29 protein-coding genes, 1 tRNA gene and 1 pseudogene are annotated in these 22153 nt (G+C 61.7%); 15 read left to right on the top strand and 16 right to left on the bottom strand.

Features of this window, described 5'->3' with window-relative positions:
* The 3 genes and pseudogenes from ABW043_RS14670 to ABW043_RS14660 form a co-directional block, all read left to right on the top strand.
* Window positions 1-375 (top strand): annotated as a pseudogene (locus ABW043_RS14670) (hypothetical protein); the annotation flags it as partial.
* The gene (gene aat, locus ABW043_RS14665; protein ID WP_353921942.1) at window positions 359-994 is read left to right on the top strand and encodes a leucyl/phenylalanyl-tRNA--protein transferase; all 636 of its coding nucleotides are present in this window, start codon (window positions 359-361) and stop codon (window positions 992-994) included. The pseudogene ABW043_RS14670 and the gene aat, both read left to right, overlap by 17 nt.
* Entirely contained in the window at window positions 981-1754 is a 774-nt protein-coding gene (locus tag ABW043_RS14660; RefSeq protein ID WP_353921941.1) for an APH(3') family aminoglycoside O-phosphotransferase, read from the top strand. The genes aat and ABW043_RS14660 overlap by 14 nt, the downstream gene beginning before the upstream one ends.
* Here ABW043_RS14660 and ABW043_RS14655 read toward each other — a convergent pair.
* The 4 genes from ABW043_RS14655 to ABW043_RS14640 all read right to left on the bottom strand — a co-directional run bounded on the left by ABW043_RS14655 (window position 1751) and on the right by ABW043_RS14640 (window position 3966).
* Window positions 1751-2248, bottom strand: coding sequence for a GyrI-like domain-containing protein (locus ABW043_RS14655; protein ID WP_353921940.1), 498 nt, complete (start codon window positions 2246-2248; stop codon window positions 1751-1753). The two genes, ABW043_RS14660 and ABW043_RS14655, sit on opposite strands and share 4 nt — an antisense overlap.
* 22 nt (window positions 2249-2270) lie before the next feature.
* Window positions 2271-3059, bottom strand: coding sequence for an SDR family NAD(P)-dependent oxidoreductase (locus ABW043_RS14650; protein ID WP_353921939.1), 789 nt, complete (start codon window positions 3057-3059; stop codon window positions 2271-2273).
* An 82-nt stretch (window positions 3060-3141) separates the two neighbouring features.
* Window positions 3142-3561 (bottom strand): DUF2155 domain-containing protein, encoded by a 420-nt coding sequence (locus ABW043_RS14645; protein ID WP_353921938.1) that lies wholly within the window; start codon window positions 3559-3561, stop codon window positions 3142-3144.
* 6 nt (window positions 3562-3567) lie between these two features.
* Window positions 3568-3966 (bottom strand): NADH:ubiquinone oxidoreductase subunit NDUFA12, encoded by a 399-nt coding sequence (locus ABW043_RS14640; protein ID WP_353921937.1) that lies wholly within the window; start codon window positions 3964-3966, stop codon window positions 3568-3570.
* A 135-nt stretch (window positions 3967-4101) separates the two neighbouring features.
* On the opposite strand from ABW043_RS14640, the gene ABW043_RS14635 reads away from it, so the two are divergent.
* From ABW043_RS14635 to ABW043_RS14625, 3 genes are all read left to right on the top strand, one after another.
* Entirely contained in the window at window positions 4102-5283 is a 1182-nt protein-coding gene (locus ABW043_RS14635) for an MFS transporter (protein WP_353921936.1), read from the top strand.
* Between the two features lie 62 nt (window positions 5284-5345).
* On the top strand, window positions 5346-5762 hold the full coding sequence (locus ABW043_RS14630; RefSeq protein WP_353921935.1) for a VOC family protein: 417 nt from the start codon (window positions 5346-5348) through the stop codon (window positions 5760-5762).
* Window positions 5763-5882: 120 nt separating this feature from the next.
* Window positions 5883-6362, top strand: a complete 480-nt coding sequence (locus ABW043_RS14625) for a hypothetical protein (RefSeq protein ID WP_353921934.1) — start codon at window positions 5883-5885, stop codon at window positions 6360-6362.
* On the opposite strand, the gene ABW043_RS14620 is transcribed toward ABW043_RS14625, so the two are convergent.
* Window positions 6359-7270 (bottom strand): SMP-30/gluconolactonase/LRE family protein, encoded by a 912-nt coding sequence (locus ABW043_RS14620; RefSeq protein WP_353921933.1) that lies wholly within the window; start codon window positions 7268-7270, stop codon window positions 6359-6361. The two genes, ABW043_RS14625 and ABW043_RS14620, sit on opposite strands and share 4 nt — an antisense overlap.
* Before the next feature lie 191 nt (window positions 7271-7461).
* On the opposite strand from ABW043_RS14620, the gene ABW043_RS14615 reads away from it, so the two are divergent.
* Both ABW043_RS14615 and ABW043_RS14610 read left to right on the top strand, forming a co-directional pair.
* Window positions 7462-7947: a CAP domain-containing protein gene (locus ABW043_RS14615; RefSeq protein WP_353921932.1), complete on the top strand. Its 486-nt coding sequence runs from the start codon at window positions 7462-7464 to the stop codon at window positions 7945-7947.
* Entirely contained in the window at window positions 7937-8164 is a 228-nt protein-coding gene (locus ABW043_RS14610; protein ID WP_353921931.1) for a sulfurtransferase TusA family protein, read from the top strand. The genes ABW043_RS14615 and ABW043_RS14610 overlap by 11 nt, the downstream gene beginning before the upstream one ends.
* Window positions 8165-8301: 137 nt before the next feature.
* Here ABW043_RS14610 and ABW043_RS14605 read toward each other — a convergent pair whose 3' ends face one another.
* A complete protein-coding gene (locus ABW043_RS14605; RefSeq protein ID WP_353921930.1) occupies window positions 8302-9465 on the bottom strand; it encodes a D-alanyl-D-alanine carboxypeptidase family protein in 1164 nt (387 codons plus the stop codon).
* 165 nt (window positions 9466-9630) lie between these two features.
* Here ABW043_RS14605 and ABW043_RS14600 point away from each other — a divergent pair, with 165 nt between their 5' ends.
* A complete protein-coding gene (locus ABW043_RS14600) occupies window positions 9631-10200 on the top strand; it encodes a DJ-1/PfpI family protein (RefSeq protein WP_353921929.1) in 570 nt (189 codons plus the stop codon).
* On the opposite strand, the gene ABW043_RS14595 is transcribed toward ABW043_RS14600, so the two are convergent.
* On the bottom strand, window positions 10197-12620 hold the full coding sequence (locus ABW043_RS14595) for a beta-glucosidase (protein WP_353921943.1): 2424 nt from the start codon (window positions 12618-12620) through the stop codon (window positions 10197-10199). The two genes, ABW043_RS14600 and ABW043_RS14595, sit on opposite strands and share 4 nt — an antisense overlap.
* A gap of 118 nt (window positions 12621-12738) precedes the next feature.
* A complete protein-coding gene (locus tag ABW043_RS14590; protein WP_353921928.1) occupies window positions 12739-13131 on the bottom strand; it encodes a DoxX family protein in 393 nt (130 codons plus the stop codon).
* A 243-nt stretch (window positions 13132-13374) separates the two neighbouring features.
* On the opposite strand from ABW043_RS14590, the gene ABW043_RS14585 reads away from it, so the two are divergent.
* Entirely contained in the window at window positions 13375-13794 is a 420-nt protein-coding gene (locus ABW043_RS14585) for a winged helix-turn-helix transcriptional regulator (RefSeq protein ID WP_353921927.1), read from the top strand.
* 133 nt (window positions 13795-13927) lie between these two features.
* On the opposite strand, the gene ABW043_RS14580 is transcribed toward ABW043_RS14585, so the two are convergent.
* The 5 genes from ABW043_RS14580 to ABW043_RS22905 all read right to left on the bottom strand — a co-directional run bounded on the left by ABW043_RS14580 (window position 13928) and on the right by ABW043_RS22905 (window position 17769).
* Window positions 13928-14833, bottom strand: coding sequence for a division plane positioning ATPase MipZ (locus tag ABW043_RS14580; protein ID WP_353921926.1), 906 nt, complete (start codon window positions 14831-14833; stop codon window positions 13928-13930).
* A 104-nt stretch (window positions 14834-14937) separates the two neighbouring features.
* Window positions 14938-15363, bottom strand: a complete 426-nt coding sequence (locus ABW043_RS14575; protein ID WP_353921925.1) for a DUF1489 family protein — start codon at window positions 15361-15363, stop codon at window positions 14938-14940.
* On the bottom strand, window positions 15360-16037 hold the full coding sequence (locus ABW043_RS14570) for a glutathione S-transferase family protein (RefSeq protein ID WP_353921924.1): 678 nt from the start codon (window positions 16035-16037) through the stop codon (window positions 15360-15362). The genes ABW043_RS14575 and ABW043_RS14570 overlap by 4 nt, the downstream gene beginning before the upstream one ends.
* A 316-nt stretch (window positions 16038-16353) precedes the next feature.
* Complete coding sequence (gene mgtE, locus ABW043_RS14565) at window positions 16354-17511, bottom strand: magnesium transporter (RefSeq protein WP_502908651.1); 1158 nt, start codon at window positions 17509-17511, stop codon at window positions 16354-16356.
* 6 nt (window positions 17512-17517) lie between these two features.
* Window positions 17518-17769 carry a hypothetical protein gene (locus ABW043_RS22905; protein WP_502908650.1) on the bottom strand — a complete coding sequence of 84 codons (252 nt, stop codon included), beginning with the start codon at window positions 17767-17769 and terminating at the stop codon, window positions 17518-17520.
* A gap of 152 nt (window positions 17770-17921) precedes the next feature.
* Here ABW043_RS22905 and ABW043_RS14560 point away from each other — a divergent pair, with 152 nt between their 5' ends.
* Entirely contained in the window at window positions 17922-18287 is a 366-nt protein-coding gene (locus ABW043_RS14560) for an MmcQ/YjbR family DNA-binding protein (protein ID WP_353921923.1), read from the top strand.
* A gap of 3 nt (window positions 18288-18290) precedes the next feature.
* Window positions 18291-18827: a GFA family protein gene (locus tag ABW043_RS14555; RefSeq protein ID WP_353921922.1), complete on the top strand. Its 537-nt coding sequence runs from the start codon at window positions 18291-18293 to the stop codon at window positions 18825-18827.
* A 63-nt stretch (window positions 18828-18890) separates the two neighbouring features.
* Here the strand turns inward: ABW043_RS14555 and ABW043_RS14550 are convergent.
* Window positions 18891-18975: transfer RNA gene (locus ABW043_RS14550), tRNA-Leu, on the bottom strand.
* Window positions 18976-19099: 124 nt separating this feature from the next.
* A complete protein-coding gene (locus tag ABW043_RS14545; RefSeq protein WP_056308177.1) occupies window positions 19100-19333 on the bottom strand; it encodes a FliM/FliN family flagellar motor switch protein in 234 nt (77 codons plus the stop codon).
* 103 nt (window positions 19334-19436) lie between these two features.
* Between ABW043_RS14545 and lipB the strand changes: the two genes are divergently transcribed.
* Both lipB and ABW043_RS14535 read left to right on the top strand, forming a co-directional pair.
* Complete coding sequence (gene lipB / locus ABW043_RS14540) at window positions 19437-20132, top strand: lipoyl(octanoyl) transferase LipB (RefSeq protein ID WP_353921921.1); 696 nt, start codon at window positions 19437-19439, stop codon at window positions 20130-20132.
* Window positions 20133-20171: 39 nt separating this feature from the next.
* Window positions 20172-20702 carry a DUF4282 domain-containing protein gene (locus tag ABW043_RS14535; protein WP_353921920.1) on the top strand — a complete coding sequence of 177 codons (531 nt, stop codon included), beginning with the start codon at window positions 20172-20174 and terminating at the stop codon, window positions 20700-20702.
* A 59-nt stretch (window positions 20703-20761) separates the two neighbouring features.
* Here the strand turns inward: ABW043_RS14535 and ABW043_RS14530 are convergent, their stop codons facing one another.
* Window positions 20762-21139, bottom strand: coding sequence for a DoxX family protein (locus ABW043_RS14530; protein WP_353921919.1), 378 nt, complete (start codon window positions 21137-21139; stop codon window positions 20762-20764).
* A gap of 239 nt (window positions 21140-21378) precedes the next feature.
* Here ABW043_RS14530 and ABW043_RS14525 point away from each other — a divergent pair.
* A partial coding sequence (locus ABW043_RS14525; protein ID WP_353921918.1) for a radical SAM protein occupies window positions 21379-22153 on the top strand: 775 nt, incomplete at its 3' end.

The raw sequence follows: 22153 nt of genomic DNA, 5'->3' as shown, positions 1-22153 counted from the left end.
GCCTTTGCGGCTGATATGGCCATGTTTGATTTCGGTCCCACCAAACCCAAAATGATCCGCCATGGCGCCCGCAAGGGTGAGACCATTTTGGTCGGCTCGCATTCTTTACATGTCCAGTGCTCGTGGCGGCTGCGGCGCGGCGCGAGTGTGTTGGCGAATAGTACTGGGCGGTTGGTCGCGGATACTGTTGGGCCGGCCATGCATCGTATGGTCGATAGCCTCGAGTGTGACCGGGGCGCGATTGTGCTCAAGCTGGGCGACCTCCGACTGGAGGTTTTTCCAGATGGGGACGACGACGAGCAGTGGCGGCTGCTGACGGACGATCCGGAAGATGACGATCTCGTCTGGGGAGGCGAATATGGCACGGCGGGCTGATCCCTTCGACATAGAGGTGACGCCTGAACTGATCGTTCGGGCCTATCGCGCCGGCATTTTTCCCATGGCGGAAGATGCTGAAGATGAGGACCTGTTCTGGGTGAGCCCGGAAATGCGGGGCATCATGCCGCTCGATGGGTTTCATGCGTCAAAGAGCCTTCGCAAGGCGATGCGAAAATCGGGCTGGGATATTAGAATCGACACGGACTGGGACGGGATCGTCGAGGGCTGCGCGACTGTGGGCGAGGATCGCTCTACGACCTGGATCAATGGGACGATCCGGGCAGTTTACGGCGAGCTATTCCGGCGCGGCGTAGCGCATACGGTGGAAGTCTGGGACGGAAGCGACCTGGTGGGCGGGCTTTATGGGCTGGCCATTGGCGGGGCTTTCTTCGGGGAATCCATGTTTCACCGCCGGACCGATGCCAGCAAGATGGCCATGGCGCATCTGGTCGAGAGGCTGAATGTCGGCGGGTTCGAACTGCTGGATACGCAATTCGTGACGCCGCATCTGGCGTCGCTGGGTGGCGTGGAAATTCTGCGCGCGGACTATGAGGATCGGCTGGCGCAGGCGCTGGCGGTCAAAGGGAATTGGGGAGCCTGGGATGAATCCGCGTGAGCGACTGCCGCATCAACTGAAGCCGTTGCAATCGCGCGACTGGGAAGCGGTCACCATCGGGGAATCGCAGGCTTCCGTATGGCGCATCGCCATGGGCGAGAGCGCGCTGTTTTTGAAAGCTGAGCCGGCGCATGAGCTGGACGAGATGTCCAACGAATTGCTGCGGCTCGACTATCTGGCGGAGATGGGTTTTCCGGCCCCGCGCGTCGTCGACCATGTCATTGGCGAGGGCTTCAACTGGCTTCTCATGACGGCGGTAAAAGGCAGGGATTTGACTCACCTGGGGGATGAACCTCAGGTTTTGATTCAGGTTCTGGCTGATGGACTGAAGCGGTTGCATGCGCTTGATCCGGCCAATTGTCCGTTCGATCACTCGCTTGAGCGGCGGCTGCGTGACGCCGAGGCGAATGTATTGGCGGGGCGGATCGACGAGACGGATTTTGACGATGAGCGCGATGGCTGGACGGCGCAGCAGGTGTTTGACTGGCTGGCGAGCAACAGGCCGGAAGAGACCAATCGCGTGGTGACGCATGGCGATGCGTGCCTGCCCAATATTCTGGCGGATGGCAATCGGTTTGGCGGCATTGTCGATTGCGCGCGGCTGGGTGTGTCGGATCGCTGGCAGGACCTGGCGCTGGCGTGCCGGAGCCTCGAGTTCAATGGCGGCGAGAACTACGTTGCCGATTTCCTCGCCGCCTATGGGGCGGAGTTCGATGCCGAGCGCTATGAGTTTTATTGCGCGATGGACGAACTGTTTTAGTCTTTCAGCTTGAAGGCCAGGGTCGTGACCCAGTCTTCCATGTTTGGCACCTCGGCCGGGTCGGATTCGTAGATTTCGAGGCGGCAGGCGAAGTGGTCGCCGTCGGGCTTCTGTTCCATGTCGAACTTTTGTTGCGTCAGGTTTACCCAGCCGATCAGCATGCCGGTGACGGTGATCAGCTTGTCCGGGTGGCCGGTCCAACTGAGGCCGATGAAATTGCCGGCGGGGAGCGTGCCGTTCTTCACCTGCCCCTCTTCCGGGCCAAGGGATTCGACGGCGATGCCGGCTTCGACATCGAGCGTCTCTTCCATGTTGATGCGGCGGTAATTGTAGAAAGCGGCGCCGACCGGTTTCAGGCCATGCTTTTCGAGATGGGCGAAGAGCTGCGGAAAGCCTTCGCTTGCCGGCTTCTGCATCTGCTGCATGGTCACGGTGAAAGGCACGTAGATATAGGGCTGCGCGGAGCGAGCCTCAGTCTCGGGCAAGGTCAGCATTCTCGGTCCTCCTGTTGTCGGTTCAATCGACCTGGCCGCCGCCGGTTGCATTGGCGAGGGTGGCGGTCATGCTGGATGCGAGGTCACTGCCGAGGAGCACCACCGCGTCTGCGACCTGAGCCAGTGATGAAATACGGCGCAGCGGCGTGTCCTTGGCGACCTCGGCGTGCATTTCTTCGAAGGTTATGCCCTTTTCGCGGGCGTGGATGAGCCAAGCCTCGCGTACCCCGGGAGCGTCGGGCGAGCCGGGGGAACGGACCCAGCAGCAGCGTACGCCCTTTGGGCCGTTCTCGACGGCCAGGTGTCGCAGGTAGTGCTCGACCGCGGCACAGGCGATGCCGAAACCGCCCATCTGGTTGTAGGCCTCGCGGGCCGCATTGGCGGTGATGCCGAGAATGGTGCCGCCGCCGTTTTCGCCCATGTGGCGGGCATAGACGCCGCCGATGTTGAACCAGGATTTCAGACCGCGCTCGACGGGCATGATGAAGCGGTCAAAGTCGAGATCGATGAGATCATTGCCCTGGGCGTCGCCCCAGTCGATGGCACTGAAGACGATATTCACCGGGCCACTGATGGCGACCACGTCCTTGAGGTGGGCTTCCACCGCAGCGCGATCGAAGGCGTCAGCCGTGCCGACATGGACCTCTCCGCCCTGGGATCGCAGTTCGGCAGCGGCGGCTTCGAGTCTTTCGCGGCCACGCGCAACAAGATGCACCACCGCGCCTTCGCGGACAAACGCCTTTGCCACCGCGCCGCCAACGGCGCCGCTGCCGCCATAGACCACCGCGGTCTTGCCCTTCAGAAGCATCATCACCCTCCCTCTTCCGGCCGCAATTGGCCGCTCCGCCTTCACGACGGTCGAGAATGGGAGATTTAGACGGGGGTAGGAAGAATTATCGCTGGTCGGGCGGAGGGACGTTGGTGCTGGTTTTGCACTCGATCAGCCAGACGTCATAGACGGGATGATCGACGGCGTTGAGAGCCGGGCTATCGGCAAACATCCAGCCGGTAAAGATGCGCTTGGCAGTGCCGTCGAGCGAGCGCTGATCGACTTCGAGGAAGGCCGAGGTGCGCTGGAGTGTGTCCGTGGCGGGGCGGTCGTAACAGGCGCGTGGCGTGATCTCGAGGGCGCCGAAGAGCACCGTCTCGCCGATATAGACGTCAAAGCGCGTGATGCGACCGGTGATCTTGTCGAGGCCTGCAAGGGTCGCGACAGGATGGGCCATGGGTTGCGCGCTGGCGGGCACAACGGCAAGCGCCAGCCCGAGGAAGGCCAGCGCAGCAAAAAGGCGGGAGAGGAAGCGCAGAGGCATGGGCCCTTATTCGGGCGACCAGGCCTGATAGTCGCCGGTAACGCGGGGACGCTCGCCGCTCTTGAGCAGGCTGCCATCGGGGCGGTAAGCCTCGGCCGTGCCGGTCAGATTGGCCTGATGCGGCTTTTCCCAAGCGCGCGGCTTGTAGTTCGCCTCGGTCGGGACAACGTCGGTGCGGTGGTGCATCCAGCCGTGCCAGCCGGGAGGAATGGCCGAAGCGTCGGCGTAACCTGCATAGGTCACGTAGCGGCGGTTGGCCTTCTTGTCCTGATAGTAGCGGTTGCCGAATTCATCGGAGCCGACATAATTGCCGAAGCGCTTGATCCAGAGACGCGTTCCCCAGGTCTGGCCACGCCACCAGGCGAAGATTTCAGTGAGGAATTGCTTGGTATCAGACTTGGCCACGGTACGATTCCGCTCAACGTGTATGATTTGTCTGGCGGTTTATCACGCTCGCCGCGAGGAGCCTAGACCAAAGCGACGCATTTTGGCTGCAACTTGGCGCGAGCGTCGGCGGGAATGGGACGGGAGGAGGATGCGGTGCGGCTTTCTGCTTTTCTCAGAGTCTATTACGCCTATGCCTTCCTGTTCGACTTCATCTTTGCCTATGCCGTCTATACGGCGCTGTTTTCGCTCGAAGGGCTGAGCACGAGCCAGATCGGGGTGCTGCTCGCCTTCTGGTCTGCTTCGGCGATTGTGCTTGAAATGCCGTCGGGAGCGCTTTCCGACCATTTTGATCGTCGGGTGCTGTTGGTATTGGCGCCAGTGGCGAAGGCAGGGACGTTTGTGCTGTGGGGAATCGCAGGGGGCGATTTCTGGATCTATGGCGCGGGCTTTCTGCTCTGGAGCCTTGGGCAGGCTTTGCAGTCGGGTTCGCGCGAGGCGCTGCTTTATGAGCGGATGGCAGCCGAGGGCCGGACGGACGAATTCGACAAGGTGCTGGGGCGCGACAATGCGGCCGAGGGGCTGGGCATAGGGCTCGGTACGCTGTTTGGCGGCTTTGTCGCCTATTGGAGTTTTGACTGGGCTATCTGGCTGTCCATTCCACCGCTGCTGATTGCGGCGGTTCTCGCCTTTTGGCTGGAGGATGTGCGGCGCCGGGAAGCGGAGGAAGGCGAGGACGACGAAGGTGGCTATCTCACCCATTTCGTTCATGCCTGGAAAGAGTTTCGCGAGCGGGCGGAACTGCGGTTCGTCACCACCTATATCGCGACGGGTCTCCTGGTCTTCGAGGTGCTCGAGGAGTTTGACGAGCTCTACTATCTCGCCGTGTCGCTGCCGGTGTGGGCGTGGGGGATCGTGGCGGCTGGTGTCGAGGCGATCTATGCGCTGACGAGTATCCACGCCTATCGGCTGGCGGGACGCCCGTGGCTGGCCTGGGTGCTGCCGGCGGTGGGTGGGGTGTTGCTGGTCGCGGCATCGCTGGGACAGACGGCGCCTTATGTCCTGCTGCTCGCGGCTGCCTATATCGTGGTGGCGCCGGTAACTGTGCTGGCAGAGGCCCGGTTTCAGAGAACCATGGAGGGCAAGAGCCGGGCAACGACGACTTCGGCGCTGGTGATGGCGGAGAATGTGGTGGGTATCGTGGCGACGCTGGGATTTGGTTTTCTGGCGGATTGGGTGGGCATTCTGCCGTCCTATGGTTGGGCGGGATTGGTCATGGCGCCTTTCGTGCTTTGGGTGATCCTTCGGCAAAGACGCGGGTTTAGGGCTACCGACTAGCCCCTATTTCCCGTCACAAGACAGGTCTAGGCTGGGTCATCGGCCAGCGAGAGGAGACAGCCATGACCGTACGTCTCAATCCCTATATCAACTTCCGCAACAATGCCCGTGAAGCGCTTGCCTTCTATCACTCGATCTTCGGCGGCGAGCTGAACCTGTCGACCTATGCCGAGGGCGGCATGCCGCACGATCCGGCTGAGGCACAGAAGATCATGCATGGGCAGCTCGACGCGCCCAACGGCATGACGCTGATGATCGCCGATGCACCGGCAAGCATGCCAATTCCCAGTGAGAGCAATATTTCCGTATCGCTGAGCGGAGACGACGAGGCTTTGCTGCGAGGCTACTGGAATGGTCTGGCGGCCGGCGGGCAGCCGATCATGCCACTCGAAAAGGCGCCGTGGGGCGATACGTTCGGCATGCTGGTCGACAAGTACGGCGTGAGCTGGATGGTCAATATCGCCGGCCAGCAGGGCTGAGCGCATCGGGCGGGCCGCCGGCCCTCCCCCTTCCCCCTCAATCACATTTGCATCACGCAGGCGAACCCGAGCGGTGCAGAGGCGTTGTGCCGTCATCTCGCACAGATAGGGAGACGAGAAATGGCGCAGATGCATCACCGTGGCACCCTCGTGCCGCAGGAAACCAATTTCGACAATGCCGACCAGGCGGGCATTGCCCAGCCCTATAGTCAGAGCGAAATCGAAGATCTGCTCTATGGCGACGATCGGCCAGTTGATGAACGCCTGGCACGGCTGCGCGAAATGCGCGACGAGTCAGCCATTCGCGAAAGTGGCGATTGGGGCGATGAAGACCCGGCGGCCATGCTCGACGAGCTCGACAGGGCCATTGAGGAACTGAGCGGGGATCGCGAAGCCAGCGACGACAATTTCGGTGTTGCGGACGCGGTGCTGGACGATCCGGCCAACCACTCCCACGCATTGTCGCCCGACGATGTCGATGCGCTGGAGCAACTCGCAGGGGAAAGCCTCGAAGACGACGAGGACGGCTTTTACGAGGAAGACGAAGACGGCCCAGCAGATGATGACCACTGGGCCGGCAGCGAGGAATTCCGCCACTAGGGCGTCTGGGCGCCCTTGGTCGCGAGATAGATCGAATAGACCGAGGTGGTGGCGGTGATGAAGAGCCGGTTGCCCCTCGGCCCGCCGAAGGTGAGGTTGGCGACGCCTTCTGGGACGTTGATGCGGCCTAGCAGCGTGCCATCCGGAGCGTAACAATGAACGGCGGGACCGCCGCTGGTCCAGACATTGCCGTGAACATCGACGCGCATGCCGTCGGGAATGCCGCTGGCGAGCGTGCAGAAATCTCGCCCATTGGTCAGGGTCTTTCCGTCCACCACATCGAAAACGCGAATGACGCGCGGGTGGTCGAGCTTATGGCTCGAACCGGAATCGGCGACGTAAAGCCGCTTTTCGTCGGGTGAGAAGGCCAGGCCATTGGGCTGGAGGAAATCGGTGGCGACGGCGGTAAGCGTGCCGCTGTCTGGATCGAGCCTGTAGACATTGGGCGTTGCCTGCTCGGGTTCGGCCTGGAAGCCCTCGTAATCCGAGAGAATGCCGTAGGTGGGGTCGGTGAACCAGACGCTGCCGTTCGAATGAACAACGACATCGTTGGGTGAATTGAGGCGTTTGCCTTCGAAGCGGTCGGCGAGGACGGTGATCGTGCCGTCATACTCGGTGCGGGTGACACGGCGTTGGCCGTGTTCGCAGGACACGAGGCGCCCCTGGCGGTCGCGGGTATTGCCATTGGAGAAGTTGGAGTCAGCGCGGAAGACGGAGACTGTCCCGTCAGGCTGATAGCGCATCATGCGGTGATTAGGGATGTCGCTCCAGAGCAGATAATCGCCATCCTTGAACCAGACCGGGCCTTCGGCCCAGCGGCATCCCGTGAAGATCTGCTCCAACTGAGCGCTGCGGATGATGAGATCGCGAAAGCGTTCATCGATGACTTCGTGGACTGAGCCCGACATTTAATTCCCCTCCGGCGGCAGGAAAGCTTTGTCCTGCCAAGACCCTGCCGCAAATGTGGCGGACAAGGCAGAGGCGACCATAATTGGGGGCTCGGCCAGCGGCAATGCCGAAGCAGAGCGGATTAACCTCACATCAGGCTCGCCGTGAGATTTTGGCGGCAATCGGCCCCACGAGCCCAAAAAGGATTCCAATGAAAACCTCGTTTCTTCGTATCGCCGCCATCGGTGTTGCTGTTTCCGCTACGATCGCCATTGCCGGATGCTCGATGATGGGCGGCGGTGGCGCTGCCCCGACTGCCCTCGCCTCTGGCCTGACAGCCCGGATGGACCAGCCGAATGCACGGCTTGATCGGGCGCAGGCGGTCAATCTCGTCAATGCCTATCGCTCGACGCGCGGTGTGCCAGCGCTGACGGCCGATGCCGGTCTCGATGGCACGGCGCAGGCACTGGCAAACCAGTATGCGCAGACCGGAACCGCCCCCGCGACGCCCCAGGGCGTGACCGTGATGAAGCTCAGCGCTGGCTACGCCACCTTTGCCGATACGTTCTCGGGCTGGCGCAATAGCCCGGCCGATGCGGCGGGCCTTGTGGCGCAGGGCAGCAAGGCGGGCCTTGGCGTCGCCTATAATGCTGCATCCAGCTATGGGGTCTATTGGGTGCTCGTCGTTGCCAACTGAGCCGGCGCTGATCGACGCCAGGGGGCTGAAATGCCCCCTGCCCGTGCTGAAGCTGGAAAAGAAGCTTGAGGGATTGGCCAAAGGCAGAGGGCTGACGGTGCTCGCGACCGATCCGATGGCGGCGATCGATATTCCGCTCTACTGCCGGCAGCGCGGACATGCGTGCGAGGCAAGCACTGAGGGCGAGGTGCTGCGGTTTGAGATCGTGGCTGGGTAGCCCGACTAAACACTCAATTATCTAGCGTCGTCATTGCCGGGCTTGTCCCGGCAATCCAGCTCGGCTGCGGCATGGAGCACCGGAACAGGCCCGGTGGTGACGATGAAGGGAGGGGGTCGGCTCCTCGACGCAAACGGCTACCTGAATACCGGCCGAGGGCGCGGATAGGGGATGCCGGGGTTGCTGGCCAGATCGAGACCGGGGCGCAGGCCGGGTTCGGTGGTCGTGTTTGCCGCAACGTCCTGGACAACCGGGAAAGCCGAAATGTGGGCCGGACGCGGGCGCGGCAGGACGATGCCGGTGCGCACGCGGCCAAGGTCGGTAGCGACGTGCTCGACCGCTGCGATTGTGTCCGTGAGAAAGCTCGGCTGGCCCTTGAGACCCATTGGGAAGGCCGCTTCCTGGGCCTTCACATATTCGGCGGCGCTCTTGCCGCAAATATTGGGGCGCATGTCGACCGGGGCGGCGCCGACGGCGTTGGGCAGCGCCAGAATGTTCTGGCCGGTGCCTGAAGCAGAACCGGACAGGCCCTTGAGGAGAAGTTCGGCCGCGCGTTCGTTGCGGTCGCGGCCGGACGAGCCGCCGAGAACCACCGCCATGAGGCGACGGCCGTTGCGGTCGACGTCGGCGACGAGGTTTAGCCCGGAGGCGCAGACATAGCCGGTCTTCATGCCAATGGCGCCGGCAAAGGTGGTCAGAATTTCGTTCTGCGATTCAAGCTTCTGGCCGTTGATGCGCACAACGCTGGTGCGGAACATCTGCATGTATTGCGGGAAGCTTTGCTCGATGTAGAGCGAGAGAACGGCGAGATCACGCGCGCTCATCACCTGCCGGGGATCGTGGAGCCCATTAGGATTGACGAAGTGCGTTGCGGTCAGGCCCATGCGCTGAGCGACGTCGTTCATCTTGGCGACGAAGTTGGCTTCGTTGCCGCCGATGGTTTCGGCGATGGCCACGGCCATGTCGTTGGCGGATTTCACGATCAGGATGTAGAGCGCGTCTTCGAGCGAGACCGAGGTATCGACCTTGAGGCCGGAGCGGCTCGGGGCCTGGCTCAGTGCGTATTTGGAGAGCGTCACCGGGGTATCAAGCGTCACAGTGCCCTTGGCGATTTCCTCGAAGGCGACATAGGCCGTCATCAGCTTGGTGAGCGAAGCCGGGTGCCAGGGCTGGCCGGCATCTTCGGCGTAGAGCACCTGCAGGGTATCGCGATCGACGAGGAGGAGTGGGGTTGCCCATACCGGCACCAGGCTTGCGACGCTCAGGACAAGGGCAATGGCAAAACGGCGCAACAACAGCACGGGGAATCTCTTAAGCAAATCTTACGGGGCGCGGCTTCTCTTAGCAGCGTCCTCCTGAAGCCTCAAGAAATGGGGCAAAGTTTGACAGGACCGTGAACGGGCTGCTGACGCAGATTGTCGCAAGGAAGCCAAATCTTGGCATTCGAACCACCAAGGGATCATGCCATGACCACTTTCGTCACCATTCTCACGCCCGGCTACGCCGATTGGGAAACCGCCCTTCTCAACGCTGCGGCCCGCAGCTACTATGGGATTAATACGCTTTTCGCGACACCGGATGGCGAAGAGGTCGTGTCATCGGGTGGGCTGAAGGTGACGCCGCATATGTCGGTGGCGGATATCAATGTCGAACAAATCGATGCGCTGCTGGTGAATGGTGGCACGATCTGGAGCACGCCCTGCGCGCCGGATATTGCCGATGTGTTGCGAAAGGCACACGCTGCCGGCAAGACGGTGGGCGGAATTTGCGACGGGACGCTGGCGCTGGCGCGGGCGGGACTGCTCGACGAGGTTGCACATACGTCCAACGGGCCGGAGAGCCTGCCCGATACCGGCTACAAGGGTGTGGAGCACTATCGGGATCAGCCGCAGGCAGTTCTGGCCGGGAAGATCGTGACGGCGCCGGGCACCGCGCCCGTCAGTTTTATGGGCGCGGTGTTTGAATCGCTCGGCATGCGCAATGGCGATATGGATTTTTATCTCGGGCTTTATGGTACCGAGCATAAGGCTGCTTAGACCGGCAGCATCAGGATCGTGTTGCGCTTGACCGTCGCTGTCAGTGGCAGGTCGGCGGAGGACTGCCCAACGCGGAGCGTGAAGTCGCCGGATTCGACGAGCCAGTGCTTTGCCTCCGCGCGGAAGAAGGCGAAGGAGCGGGCGTCGAGGGTCAATGTTACCTGGCGGCTCTCGCCGGACTCCAGGGCGACCTTGGCGAAGGCTTTCAGTTCCTTCGCGGGACGGGGCGACGAAGATTCTGTGTCGGAGACGTAGAGCTGGACGACAGTTGAGCCGGCGCGGGGGCCGGTGTTCTTGACAGTGACTGTCGCGGTGACGTTGCCGTCGGCTTTGAAGCCGCTGTCGTCCACGGTCAGGTCGCTAAGGGCAAAGCTCGTGTAGCCGAGGCCGAAGCCGAAGGGATAGAGCGGGGTCATGCCGAGGCGGTCGTAGTGGCGGTAGCCGACGAAGATGCCCTCTTCGTAGCGCACCTTACCTTCGAGGCCGGGATAGACTTCACGGTCCTGGCTGTGGGCCGGGTTGTCGGACCACCGCACGGGGAAAGTCTGCGGAAGGCGGCCGCCGGGCTCGGCGGCGCCAGTGAGAACGTCGGCAATGGCGTTGCCGGCTTCCTGGCCGGGATACCAGGCCTGGACCACCGCGCGGACCGAGTTGATCCAAGGCATTTCAATCGGGCCGCCGGTCTGGAGAACCACGATGGTGTTGGGGTTGGCCTGGGCGACGGCGGCGACCAGTTCGTTCTGGCGGCCGGGGAGTTCGATGCCGGGGAGATCGCTGCCTTCAGTGTCCCATTCGCCATTGCGGCCGATAAAGACCACGGCGACATCCGAGTTGCGGGCGGCGCGGACGGCTTCGGCGATATCGGCGTCGCCGAGCGGCAGGCCGATGCCGCAGGCGAAGGCGGCGAGGCCGAGGGTGGCAAAGTCCTTGGTGGCGAATTCGATCGTGACGTCATAGGTGCGACCGGCATCGAGGTCGATGGTGCCGACGACTTCGTCGCAGCCCTCTTCGAAGAAGGTGCGGCCCTTGGTCCAATTGGTCCAGGCATCAGCGACGAGCTTGCCGTCGACAAAAACCTTGGCGAAGCCGGCGGAATAGATGCCGACGCGGTGAGTGCCGGATTTTTCCGGCGTATAGGTGGCGCGGACGCGGGCCGAGAAGTGCAGCGGATCGACCTTGCCGTCGGCGACGTTGCCGATCCAGAAGGCCTGGGCGTCTTCCTGGGTGCCGACATGGACCGGCTCGCCGGCGAGCTTTTCGTTGGCGAAATACTCGACGGTGAGCGTGCCACGGAGGAGCGGTTCGAAGCGGTCATTGCCGCAGCCGACGGCGTAGGTGAGTTGGTCTTCGCCGAGCTGGGCGACGAGGCCGTCCCAGGGCGAGACGCGATAGTGAGCGTTGAGCTGGGCGCTGCCGCCGCCCATGATCTGGGCGCGCTTGGCATTGGGGCCAATGACGGCGATGCGGCTTTCGGGCTTTAGAGGCAGGGCGCCATTGTTTTTGAGGAGAACGGCGGCTTCGGCCCCTGCGCGGCGGATCAGGGCGCGGTGCTCGGGGCGGTCGTTGGCCTGTTCCTGATGGGGGCGGTGATCGTCGAGCGAGCCGACGCGCTCCATCAGGCGCAACATAGCGGTTACGCGTTTGTCGAGCGTTTCGGCTGAGACTTCGCCAGAGTTGAGGGCATCGATGAGCTTTTGGCCACGGTCGCGGGCTGGGCCGGGCATTTCGAGGTCGAGGCCGGCATTGATGCTTTCGGCGGTGGAATGGCTGCCGAACCAGTCGGACATGACGATGCCATCATAGCCCCACTCGTAGCGGAGGACGGTGGTGAGGAGCCAATTGTGCTCGGAAGTGAAGGTGCCGTTGAGGCGATTGTAGGAGCTCATGACGCCCCAGGTGTTCGCTTTCTTCACGGCCCATTCGAAGGGGATGAGGTAAATTTCGCGGAGGGAACGCTCGTCGATCTCGCTCGACATGGTCGTGCGCTCGATCTCGCTTTCATTGCCGACGAAGTGCTTGATGGTGGCTCCAATCCCCTGCCCTTGCAGGCCCTTGATGTAGCCAACTGCGAGTTCTGCGGAGAGGAAGGGGTCTTCGGAATAGCATTCGAAATTGCGGCCATTGGTGACCGAGCGGTGGATGTTGACCGTGGGCGCCAGCAGCATATGCGCGCCCTTGGATTTTACCTCATCCGCTAGGGCGGCGCCGATCTCTTCGACGAGCGGAACATTCCAGGTGGCGCCAATGGCGATGCCGACCGGGAAGCTGGCGGATTTGACACCGCCAATGAGGGAGCCGCCACCGCGGGCGCCGTTGGGGCCGTCGGTAACGCGGAGCTTGCCGATACCAAAACGCTCAATGGCAGGAACTGACCAGAAATCCTCGCCGGAGAGGATGGAGACCTTCTCCTCAAGCGTCATTTCCGACAAAAGCTGCTCGATGCGATTGGTCACCTTATTCTCCTCCGGGCGCAGTTCGTGGCGCGAAAAGACAGGCCCCGGAGGAGCCTGTCAACCGTTCTATCAGCGGTGTTTGCGCTCAGCGCGGGCCGATCGGCGCCTTGCGGAAGCGCCCCCAGAGGACGAACAACGAGAGGGCCAGCAGGACCAGATTGACTGGCAGGACCTGGAATTCGCCGCGCGTCGTATGAAGGCCGATGGCGAGGACCTGGATAGTGGAGAAGCCGAGCGCGGCCAGTGGCGTCAGTACGGGAAGAATGCGCGTGGCGGCGGGCAGGATGATGCCGATGGCGCCCAACACTTCCATCGTGCCGATGAAGCGGGTCAACAGCTCGGGATAGTCTCCGGCATAGGTCATGCCCGAGGCGACCAGCGCATCGATTGGCTGGGTGAGCTTCATGAAGCCCGCCATGACATAGACGGCAGCCAAAACGACCTGGGCCACCCAGAGCCCGATATTCCATTTGTTCATAGTTCGTTTCCCCCAACTGACGACATGTCGCACCGGGCCGACCGATCTGCGACTTATGCTGGTCTGCAAACGGCAGTTTTCTGCGCTTCCGGTGCTCACGTACCTCAAACGTACGTTCCGCTCCGGTTCTCGAAAACAACCATTTTCGCCACAGCCTAAGCTGCAGTTCGGCCCGCCCTCTAGTCACAACTAGTAACTGTGTCTATATTAGTGCCCAAGTACCCGTAGCAAGGAGGCACAGCAATGTCACTGACCGATACATCCAAGCACTCGAACTGCACCGCGATGTCCGATGTGCTGAGCCGCATTGGCGACAAGTGGAGCGTGATGGTTGTCGGCATGCTGAGCCGCAATGGCACGCTTCGCTTCAACGAACTCAAGCGCCTGATCAACGGTGTGTCGCAGCGCATGCTGACGCTGACCCTGCGTAATCTCGAACGCGACGGTTTGGTCAGCCGCACGATCTATCCCGAAGTGCCGCCGCGAGTGGAATACAGCCTGACGGAAATGGGCAAGACGCTGCAGGAGCCGATCAACGCGCTCTGGGACTGGACTGCGGAAAACCACAGCTCCATCATCGATGCCCGCGATATCTATGACCAGCGCCAGCATGCCGTGGAAGCGGCGGAGCCGCGCAAGATCGCCTATGCCCGCGGGCAATAGGTAACGGGTTCGTTTCCCAACATATCTCCAAGTGATCGTCATTGCCGGGCTTGTCCCGGCAATCCAATTGGCGTGGGCGTATGGAGAAATTGGCAAGCCAGGGGCAGGTTTAATGCCCTGCCCTACACCGTGATCAGGTTTCCGACGGGGCCATGTGCACGAAGCGGTTGGGGTCGGTTTCGCGCTTACCGGCTTCCAGCACTTCGCGGCGAGCCTCGGCGCGCCGGCTGAAGGGCAAGTTCAGGGCGGCTACGAGCGCGCGGTATTCCTGACGGGCGCTGGTGTGGGACATGGACGGCACGCCGCCAAGCAGTTCGTCGTCAAGCGGATCAAATACAGTCATACCCGTCGCAAAGAGCGAGCGGAAGATCACGCGCTCGGCGATACCGTCGGAAACGCGGCAGCCGAGGCGCATGGCGATGCGCTCGAGCATGGTCTGCACCTGCCGCATATTTCGCGATGAGAGCATGGAGATGCGGTTGCGGACCAGCACCCAATCGATGGTGCGGCCGTCGATGGCGAGGCGCTCGGAGCGGGCGCGTTGCACCAAGCGAGCATAGTGGCTGAGTTCGCGCGGTTCGCCGGTTACCGGGTCGACATGGGCCATGACGTTGAGGTCGATGAGGCTGTCGTTGACCGGCGTCACCAGCGTATCGGCCAGCGAATGGGCGAGGCGCGTCAGGTTGGTGTCGAAGCCCGGCGTGTCGATGACGATGAATTCGCTCGACTGCTCCACCTCGGCAATGGCCTGGCGGAAGAGGTCGAATTCGACGCGGTTGTTTTCCTTGAGTGAATCACCGCGGGCCAGAGGCAGGTGGAAATGGGTCGTGTGCGGCAGGCTGAGGCCGCGCTGGCGGGCCCAGTCACGGCGATTGCGCACATAATGGGTCAGCGTCTGCTGGCGGCTGTCTACGTCGATCGAGGCGACCTTGTAGCCCTGGTAGAGCAGATAGATAGCCAGATGGAAGGCTGTGGTCGATTTGCCCGACCCGCCCTTCTCATTGCCAACGACGATGACATGCGCTGCCTGTCGAACCATCACGCCCCCAAATCAGTCGCCAGATTCTCAACTGTCCACGCCTTATGCACAAGCGGGGCGAACATTAACAATCGTTAAACGATTAACAGCGCGCGATTAAGGGTTCACAACAGGCCCAGACGAGCTAGTTCGGCGGCGATCTCTATGGAATTTTCCGCATCGTTGGCCGCGATGTCTGGCGGAGCATCCTTGGGTTCCAGATAGCGCCAGCCCTGGAAGGGGCGCTTGGGGTACGGAATCGTACGAACGAGTTCGGGCGACATGATGATGTCGCAGTAGTTCTTGCCCTCGGCATCGGTATAGGGCGCGAGGCGCTGGATGACCTGCCGGCAGACGATCGAACCGGCGATGACCCAATAGATCGAGCCCTTGCCTTCCATTTCCTCGACGCGCTTGGGCATCATGCGGGTGCGATGCACGTGCACGTCCTCGCCGTAGTCGGCGCCCCACCAATGGGCGCGCTCGTCGCGGTAGCTTTCCAGCTCCTCGAAGCTGGAAACGCCGACGCAGAGTTTGACCATGTGAATCATGCGAGAGTTCCGGGAGCAACGCGGCCCTGAATGACGTCGATCTCGTCGTTGTCGACGATCCAAGGCTCGTGCCGGGCCAAAGCGAGCCACTCCTGGAAGGCGGGCAAGCTGTAGATCGCTTCGACATAGCCGGCGGCAGTGTCGGAAATGGGCAGCGCATAGGTGCGGAGGCGCGTGGCGACCGGGGCGAACATGGCGTCGGCGGCGGAGAAGCTGCCGAAGAGGAAGGGACCGCCGGAGCGCGACAGGAAATCACCCCACAATTGTTCGATACGGTGGAGGTCCCCACGGATCAGATCTGGATTGACCTTGCCGGGATGGGAGGCGCGCAGGTTCATCGGCGCATTGCTGCGCAGGGCGTTGAAGCCAGCGTGCATTTCCGAGGCCGCGGAACGCGCCAAGGCCCGATCGCGCTGATCGGCCGGCCAGATGTGCTTTTCGGGATATTTGTCCGCGAGGTATTCCAAGATCGCCAGCGTCTCGGGGATGGCGAGATCGCCATCGATCAGCACCGGCACTTTGCCAGTGGGCGAGCGGGCCGCGAGCGTTTCGCGCCAGCCCTCGCCCGAAAGCATCAGCACCTCGTCTTCGAAGGGCAGATCAAAATGGCGCAGGACCAGCCAGGGGCGGAGCGACCAGGACGAATAGTTGCGGTTTCCAATGAGCAGTTTCATGCGAAAGACCTTACTGCAAAAGGAAGGGCGCCCTGTGGCAAGGGCGCCCTTCCCTAAAACTTTTCGGTGCAGAACTCCAGCGAACTAGACGCCGGCGACCACCGAGATAACAAGCCCCATAGAGAGGAGCGCTACGAGAGCCCAGCTAATTGAATGCCAGGCCAGGGTCTTCGGTTGACTGCGCATTTGCCGCTCCTTGTCAGCCGTCACTCCGACCCTCTCTGGACGCTCCAAGGGGCCGGTCAGCAAGCGTTAACTGTGTCACGTAACCTTTGCAAGTGACCCATCTGCAACACTCCACAGCGGCTTTTGGATCCTAAAAAAGTCCGAACCAGAGGCCCGCAATGCCCAAAAAGGCGAAGAATCCAACGACATCGGTGACCGTCGTGACGAAGACGGCCGAGGCGATGGCGGGGTCTGCCTTGAAGCGATCCAGGGTGAGAGGAATTAATATTCCCGCGGTGCCGGCGACAACCAGGTTGGTGATCATCGCCATAGCGATGACGATTCCCAGTTGCACGTTGCTGTAACGGAACCAGGTGACGATGCCGATGAGGATGGCGAAGATCACGCCATTGAAAAAACCGACGACCATTTCGCGCCTGATGAGGCGGCGCAGACGACTGCCTTCGAGCTCGCGCATGGCAATGGCGCGCACCGTGACTGTCATGGTCTGAGCGCCAGCATTGCCGCCCATGGACGCGACGATGGGCATGAGCACGGCGAGTTCCACCATGCGATCGATGGTGCCGCCAAAAAGGCCGATGACCAGCGAGACGAGAACTGCGGTGACAAGATTGACGGCAAGCCACGGCGCACGGCTGCGAACGGTGTCGAACGTGGTGTCGGACACGTCTTCGTCGCCCACACCGGCGAGCAGCTTGATGTCCTCGTCGGCCTCTTCGGTGATGACGTCGACCATGTCGTCGATGGTCAGCACGCCGACGAGGCGGCCGCCATCATCGACCACCCCGACCTCGACAAGATCGTAGCGTTCGAAGGCGCGGGCGGCTTCTTCCTGGTCCTCATTCGCATCGACCAGCACCAGGGTGGTGTTCATGATCGATTCGATCTTGGTGGCGCGCGGCGAGCGCAGCACGCGGTCGAGCGGGAGCGTTCCGAGCACCTTGTAGCCGGCATCCACCACGTACATCTGGTAGAATTCGTCGGGCAGGTCGCGCTCGGCGCGCAGGTAGTCGATCATCTGCCCCACGGTCCAGAAAGGCGGAATGGCGATGAATTCGGTTTGCATCCGCCGGCCGGCGGAGTCTTCGGGGAAATCAAGGGAGCGTTTGAGGCTCAGGCGCTCGAAGGTCGGCAGGGCCGACAGAATCTCGTTCTGGTCTTCCTCTTCGAGGTCTTCCAGAATTGCCACCGCGTCGTCGCTGTCGAGGCCGGCGACGCCCCGAGCGATTTCCGCATTCGGCAGGGCTTCCATCAGCTCGAGGCGGATGCTCTCGTCGACCTCGGTCAGCGCGGACTAGTCGAATTTGTCCCCAAGCTGACGAACCAGAGCCAGGCGTTCGTCGTGATCGAGCAGTTCGAGCACGTCGCCAACGTCGGAAGCGTGCAGCGGCTCCATGACCAGCGCGACATCTTCAGCGCGACCCGCGGCGAGGAAGGCCCGTAAGCGTTCGAGCCAAAGCGAATTGATGCGATCGTCCGCATCGCGGAACGCGCTGGGGTCCATCTCGGCCTCTGTGCCGAGCTCGGTATCGAAATCGCTGCTCATAGGGAGCCCTTTGTGTGTCCTGGGGGTTTCAGGGGCAAGGCAAGCAGTAGCCAATCAGGAATAAAGGCGCCAGACTGCGGTTGCGAAGTTTTCTTCCAAATTCGCGCCGGTGAAGCGTTTGTGTCCGGCTTGGTGCAAGGATGGAGATGGTCATGTCGAGCCAGAATACTTTCGACCTCGCCTTCGACCGAATCACGGCCCTCGCAAATGCCAGGGGGCTGACGGACATCGTTCTCTCAACCAGCTACGGCACCCCTGCCCTCAAGGTGAAAGACCGCACCTTCGTCAGGATCCTCGATGAGGAGACGATCGTGCTGCAATGTCCGCTCGAGCAGAAAGTGCTGCTAATGGAGATTTCTCCCGCCATCTACTTCGAGACGGACCACTATGTCGGCTATGACGCCGTGCTGGTGCGGCTGGCTGCCATCGACGATGAAGAACTGAGCCTGCGACTGCAGGATGCCTGGCAATTCAAGGCGCCAGAAGGCCGCAAGCCGGCCGCGACAAAGGATTTTTAGGGCATGACGCAATCCACGCGCCTCAACTGCTCCTGCGGGCAGTTTGAAATGGTTGTGACCGGCGAGCCCTTCATCGCCACCGAGTGCCACTGCAATAGCTGCCGCGAAGCAGGCGAGCGGATGGCGAAGCTGCCGCTGGCTCGGCCCATGCTGGAAGACAATGGCGGTACGCGTTTTGTGCTCTACCGCAAGGACCGAGTCGAAATCACCAAAGGCAAGGAATTGCTTCGTGCCCATCGCCTGAGCGGCACGGCGCCGACTCGTCGCGTGGTGACGACATGCTGCAATAGCCCGGTGTTTCTTGAGTTCAAGGGCGGGCACTGGCTGAGTGTCTATTCGAGCATGTGGCCGGCTGGGCAAGCTCCGCTGCCCAGCATCCGGACAATGACCAGCGATCGCGCCGCCGATGTGGTGCTGGATGCTGCGATTCCGTCCGGCACTTGGCAGACCGCGGGGTTTTACGGGAAGCTTCTTACGGCCTGGATCGCCATGGGCTTCAAGGTGCCCACTATCGAGATCAAGGATGAGGTCGTGACCTGACGGGGCCCAGAAAACAAAAAAGCCGCCCGCAGGCAGCTTTTTGTTTCTTCCCCGGAGGAAGAATGGTGCGGTCGAGAAGACTCGAACTTCCACGCCTTGCGGCACAGCGACCTCAACGCTGCGCGTCTACCAATTCCGCCACGACCGCACATCTGTGGTAGAAGCTTCAATCGCCGGAGCGGCTGAAGCGAGTGGGGATGTAGCAAAGGACTTGGCGAACCTCAAGCACCTAAATCGAGATTTCTTTCAAGCCTGTGGAGAGACGCAAAAAATCAGCCGTGCTTGTAGACCTTTTCCGTGACGAGCACGCGAAGCTGGCCATCCTCGACATTCACCTCGCCCCGGGCGATGAGCGTATGGTTGGCATAGATCGAGAGCGGATCGTTCTCGCCCTGCTCCAATTCGATCACGGCGCCGCGGCCCATGCGCAACAGGTGATGGATCGGCATGGTGGTCGCACCGAGTTCGACGGTGATATCGACTTCAATATTGTCGAGGGTATTCATAAATAAGGGTCTCGCTCGCGGAATGCCGGGGGCTTCGTGAATTAAGGATTGCTCAGGCTTGGTTATGGAAGTCTTAACAACGACCGACGAGGCGTGCCAAATTTTGAAACTGCATCGCGCCGACCAGAAGCCGGTCGATTGGGTGCAGTTCGAGGGCCTCATGGATTATGAGAGCACCCTCGCAGCAATGGAGAATCGGGCTGCGCTCGTTGCGGCGGGTGAAGCGCCGGAGGCCGTTTGGCTGCTCGAACACCCCCCGCTCTATACGGGCGGCACGTCGGCGCAACCGGAAGACCTTATCGATGCTCGCTTTCCGGTTTATCCCGCGGGGCGCGGCGGGCAGTACACCTACCATGGCCCGGGACAGCGCGTGGCCTATGTCATGCTCGACCTGACCCAGCGCGGGCGCGATATCCGCTGCCTCGTCAAAGGGCTGGAGCAATGGGTGATCGACACGCTCGAAGCGCACAATATCCGGGGTGAGCGGCGTGACGGCCGCGTCGGGGTCTGGGTGGAGCGTCCTGACAAGGGCTCTGGGCGCGAGGACAAGATCGCCGCCATTGGCGTGCGCGTGCGCAAGTGGGTGACCTTTCACGGTATTTCGCTCAATGTGGACCCGAATCTCGGCCACTATGACGGGATCGTACCTTGCGGCATTACCGATCAGGGCGTGACCAGCTTTGAAGACCTGGGACAGCTCGTTTCCATGGCGGAGGTTGATTCCGTGATGCGCAGCACCTTCGAAACCATTTTCGGCCCGACCATCCATGCGTCCGGGGCACTTGCCAGCGTGGCCTGACAGAATAATTTGCAGCTATCCCGAATCGAGGAGCCCGGCATGACCACGGACGACCTGAAACGCCTTCTCACCCGCCAGACGCTGTTCCGGCTCGATGCCATCCTGTCGCCGCGCCTCGTGCCGATTCTCTACGCGCTGGGGCTGGCTTCCGTCCTGCTCTGGGCGGTTAGCCATTTCTTCTTCCGTTTCGGCAGCAGTTTTGGCGATGGCCTCTGGGGCCTGTTGGAAATCGCGGTCTTCGGGCTCGCCGCTATTGTTGCGCTGCGGATTGGTTGCGAAGCGCTGCTGGTCTGGTTCAAGGCGCACGAAGCGACGGGCGAGACCGTCAACCGCTCGCGCTACTCCGCGTCGCTGCTCGACGAAGTGCGCGATGCCATTCGTGATCTTGCCGAACATGGCGAAGCAACCGACTACGCCGAGGCGGACGAGTATTATACGCCCGCCACTGAGCCACCCCCGCATATCACGCCGGAAGGCGATGTGAGGCGCGAGCCATCGAGCACGGCGGGCGAGCCCTTCAAGCCCAAGCGCACTGCCAAACGTACGCCGCCTACCACACCGATCACCTGACAAACAAAAAGGCCGCCGCGGATCACTCCGGGCGGCCTCATCATTTCAGGCGAAGCGCCTTACTGCTTGTTGACGCTCCAGGTGCCTGGGCCGGCAAAGACCAGGTACAGGAAGAAGAAGCAGAACAGGATCGCTGCGTCGCCGCCATTGTTGACGGGGAAGAAGTTGGCTGGGGCGTGAGCCATCCAGTAAGCGAAAGCCATGGTGCCCGAGGCGATGAAGGCCGCCGGACGGGTGAAGAACCCAACGCCGATCATGACGCCGGTGATGATTTCGATGACGCCGGCGAACCAGAAGATCGAGAATGCGGGCGGGGCGAATTCTGCTGCGGGGAAGCCCAGGAGCTTCTGAGTGCCGTGAGCAATGAACAGTAGAGCAGCGACGATACGCAGCACGGCGAGGGCCTGCGGCGCATAGGCGGAGAGACGATCGAACATAAAACACTCCCGTGTGCGGCGCCGATCTTGGCGCCAGAGGGAGACGCCTAACCCAGACTTCCGGTTCCAAAAAGTGAACATTTGGTAACGCACTGTTCGACGTTTCTGATATTCAAGAGTGCGTGTCCACCGCTCGGCGAAGGTCTGCCAAGCCCCGCGCGGGGGTCAGTCACATTGCGTAACCATCAAACTTTCTGTATGACGCGCCATCCAAAGCAATTCCGGACCTTCGCACGCGCATGACTCAGGCGCCCAAAATCGGTTTAGTCAGCCTCGGCTGCCCCAAGGCGCTCGTCGACAGCGAACGCATCATGACGACCCTGCGCGCGCAGGGCTATTCGTTCAGTCGCGACTATGCCGGCGCCGATATCGTGCTGGTCAATACCTGCGGTTTCCTCGACAGCGCCAAGAAGGAAAGCCTTGAGGCGATCGGCGAAGCGCTCAACGAAAACGGTCGCGTGATCGTTACGGGTTGCCTAGGTGTCGAAGAGAGCATGATCCGCGAAACGCACCCCAACGTGCTCGCGATCACCGGTCCGCATCAGTACGAAGACGTCGTCTCGGCCGTGCATGACCACCTGCCGCCGGTGCCGAACAGGTTCATCGACCTGGTACCGGAGAGCGGGCTGAAGCTGACGCCGCGGCACTACGCCTATCTGAAAATTTCCGAAGGCTGCAACAACCGTTGCTCCTTCTGCATCATCCCGCAGATCCGCGGCGACCTCGTTTCCCGCCCCGCCGCCGGTATCCTCGGTGAAGCCGAGGGCTTGATCCGCTCCGGCGTCAAGGAACTGCTGGTCATCTCGCAGGACACGAGCGCCTATGGCCTCGACCTGAAATACGCGACCTCAAAGTATCGTGGCCGCGATGTGAAGGCGAAGTTCTATGACCTCGCCAAGGAACTGGGCGAGCTGGGTGCCTGGGTGCGCCTGCACTATGTTTACCCCTACCCCCATGTCGACCCGGTAATGGAGCTGATGGCCGAGGGCCTGGTGCTTCCGTATCTCGACATTC

The organism is Devosia sp. (assembly GCF_040509215.1).
In the GTDB taxonomy this organism is placed as follows: domain Bacteria; phylum Pseudomonadota; class Alphaproteobacteria; order Rhizobiales; family Devosiaceae; genus Devosia.
This window is presented reverse-complemented; position numbering and strand designations above follow the sequence as displayed.

Excerpts from the sequence above, each read along its gene's own strand:
- aat (WP_353921942.1), top strand. The coding sequence starts at position 359 with ATGGCACGGCGGGCTGATCCCTTCGACATAGAGGTGACGCCTGAACTG.
- ABW043_RS14660 (WP_353921941.1), top strand. The coding sequence starts at position 981 with ATGAATCCGCGTGAGCGACTGCCGCATCAACTGAAGCCGTTGCAATCG.
- ABW043_RS14655 (WP_353921940.1), bottom strand. The coding sequence starts at position 2,248 with ATGCTGACCTTGCCCGAGACTGAGGCTCGCTCCGCGCAGCCCTATATC.
- ABW043_RS14650 (WP_353921939.1), bottom strand. The coding sequence starts at position 3,059 with ATGATGCTTCTGAAGGGCAAGACCGCGGTGGTCTATGGCGGCAGCGGC.
- ABW043_RS14645 (WP_353921938.1), bottom strand. The coding sequence starts at position 3,561 with ATGCCTCTGCGCTTCCTCTCCCGCCTTTTTGCTGCGCTGGCCTTCCTC.
- ABW043_RS14630 (WP_353921935.1), top strand. The coding sequence starts at position 5,346 with ATGACCGTACGTCTCAATCCCTATATCAACTTCCGCAACAATGCCCGT.
- ABW043_RS14625 (WP_353921934.1), top strand. The coding sequence starts at position 5,883 with ATGGCGCAGATGCATCACCGTGGCACCCTCGTGCCGCAGGAAACCAAT.
- ABW043_RS14620 (WP_353921933.1), bottom strand. The coding sequence starts at position 7,270 with ATGTCGGGCTCAGTCCACGAAGTCATCGATGAACGCTTTCGCGATCTC.
- ABW043_RS14615 (WP_353921932.1), top strand. The coding sequence starts at position 7,462 with ATGAAAACCTCGTTTCTTCGTATCGCCGCCATCGGTGTTGCTGTTTCC.
- ABW043_RS14600 (WP_353921929.1), top strand. The coding sequence starts at position 9,631 with ATGACCACTTTCGTCACCATTCTCACGCCCGGCTACGCCGATTGGGAA.
- ABW043_RS14595 (WP_353921943.1), bottom strand. The coding sequence starts at position 12,620 with ATGACGCTTGAGGAGAAGGTCTCCATCCTCTCCGGCGAGGATTTCTGG.
- ABW043_RS14590 (WP_353921928.1), bottom strand. The coding sequence starts at position 13,131 with ATGAACAAATGGAATATCGGGCTCTGGGTGGCCCAGGTCGTTTTGGCT.
- ABW043_RS14585 (WP_353921927.1), top strand. The coding sequence starts at position 13,375 with ATGTCACTGACCGATACATCCAAGCACTCGAACTGCACCGCGATGTCC.
- ABW043_RS14580 (WP_353921926.1), bottom strand. The coding sequence starts at position 14,833 with ATGGTTCGACAGGCAGCGCATGTCATCGTCGTTGGCAATGAGAAGGGC.
- ABW043_RS14575 (WP_353921925.1), bottom strand. The coding sequence starts at position 15,363 with ATGATTCACATGGTCAAACTCTGCGTCGGCGTTTCCAGCTTCGAGGAG.
- ABW043_RS14570 (WP_353921924.1), bottom strand. The coding sequence starts at position 16,037 with ATGAAACTGCTCATTGGAAACCGCAACTATTCGTCCTGGTCGCTCCGC.
- ABW043_RS22905 (WP_502908650.1), bottom strand. The coding sequence starts at position 17,769 with ATGAGCAGCGATTTCGATACCGAGCTCGGCACAGAGGCCGAGATGGAC.
- ABW043_RS14560 (WP_353921923.1), top strand. The coding sequence starts at position 17,922 with ATGTCGAGCCAGAATACTTTCGACCTCGCCTTCGACCGAATCACGGCC.
- ABW043_RS14555 (WP_353921922.1), top strand. The coding sequence starts at position 18,291 with ATGACGCAATCCACGCGCCTCAACTGCTCCTGCGGGCAGTTTGAAATG.
- ABW043_RS14545 (WP_056308177.1), bottom strand. The coding sequence starts at position 19,333 with ATGAATACCCTCGACAATATTGAAGTCGATATCACCGTCGAACTCGGT.
- ABW043_RS14535 (WP_353921920.1), top strand. The coding sequence starts at position 20,172 with ATGACCACGGACGACCTGAAACGCCTTCTCACCCGCCAGACGCTGTTC.
- ABW043_RS14530 (WP_353921919.1), bottom strand. The coding sequence starts at position 21,139 with ATGTTCGATCGTCTCTCCGCCTATGCGCCGCAGGCCCTCGCCGTGCTG.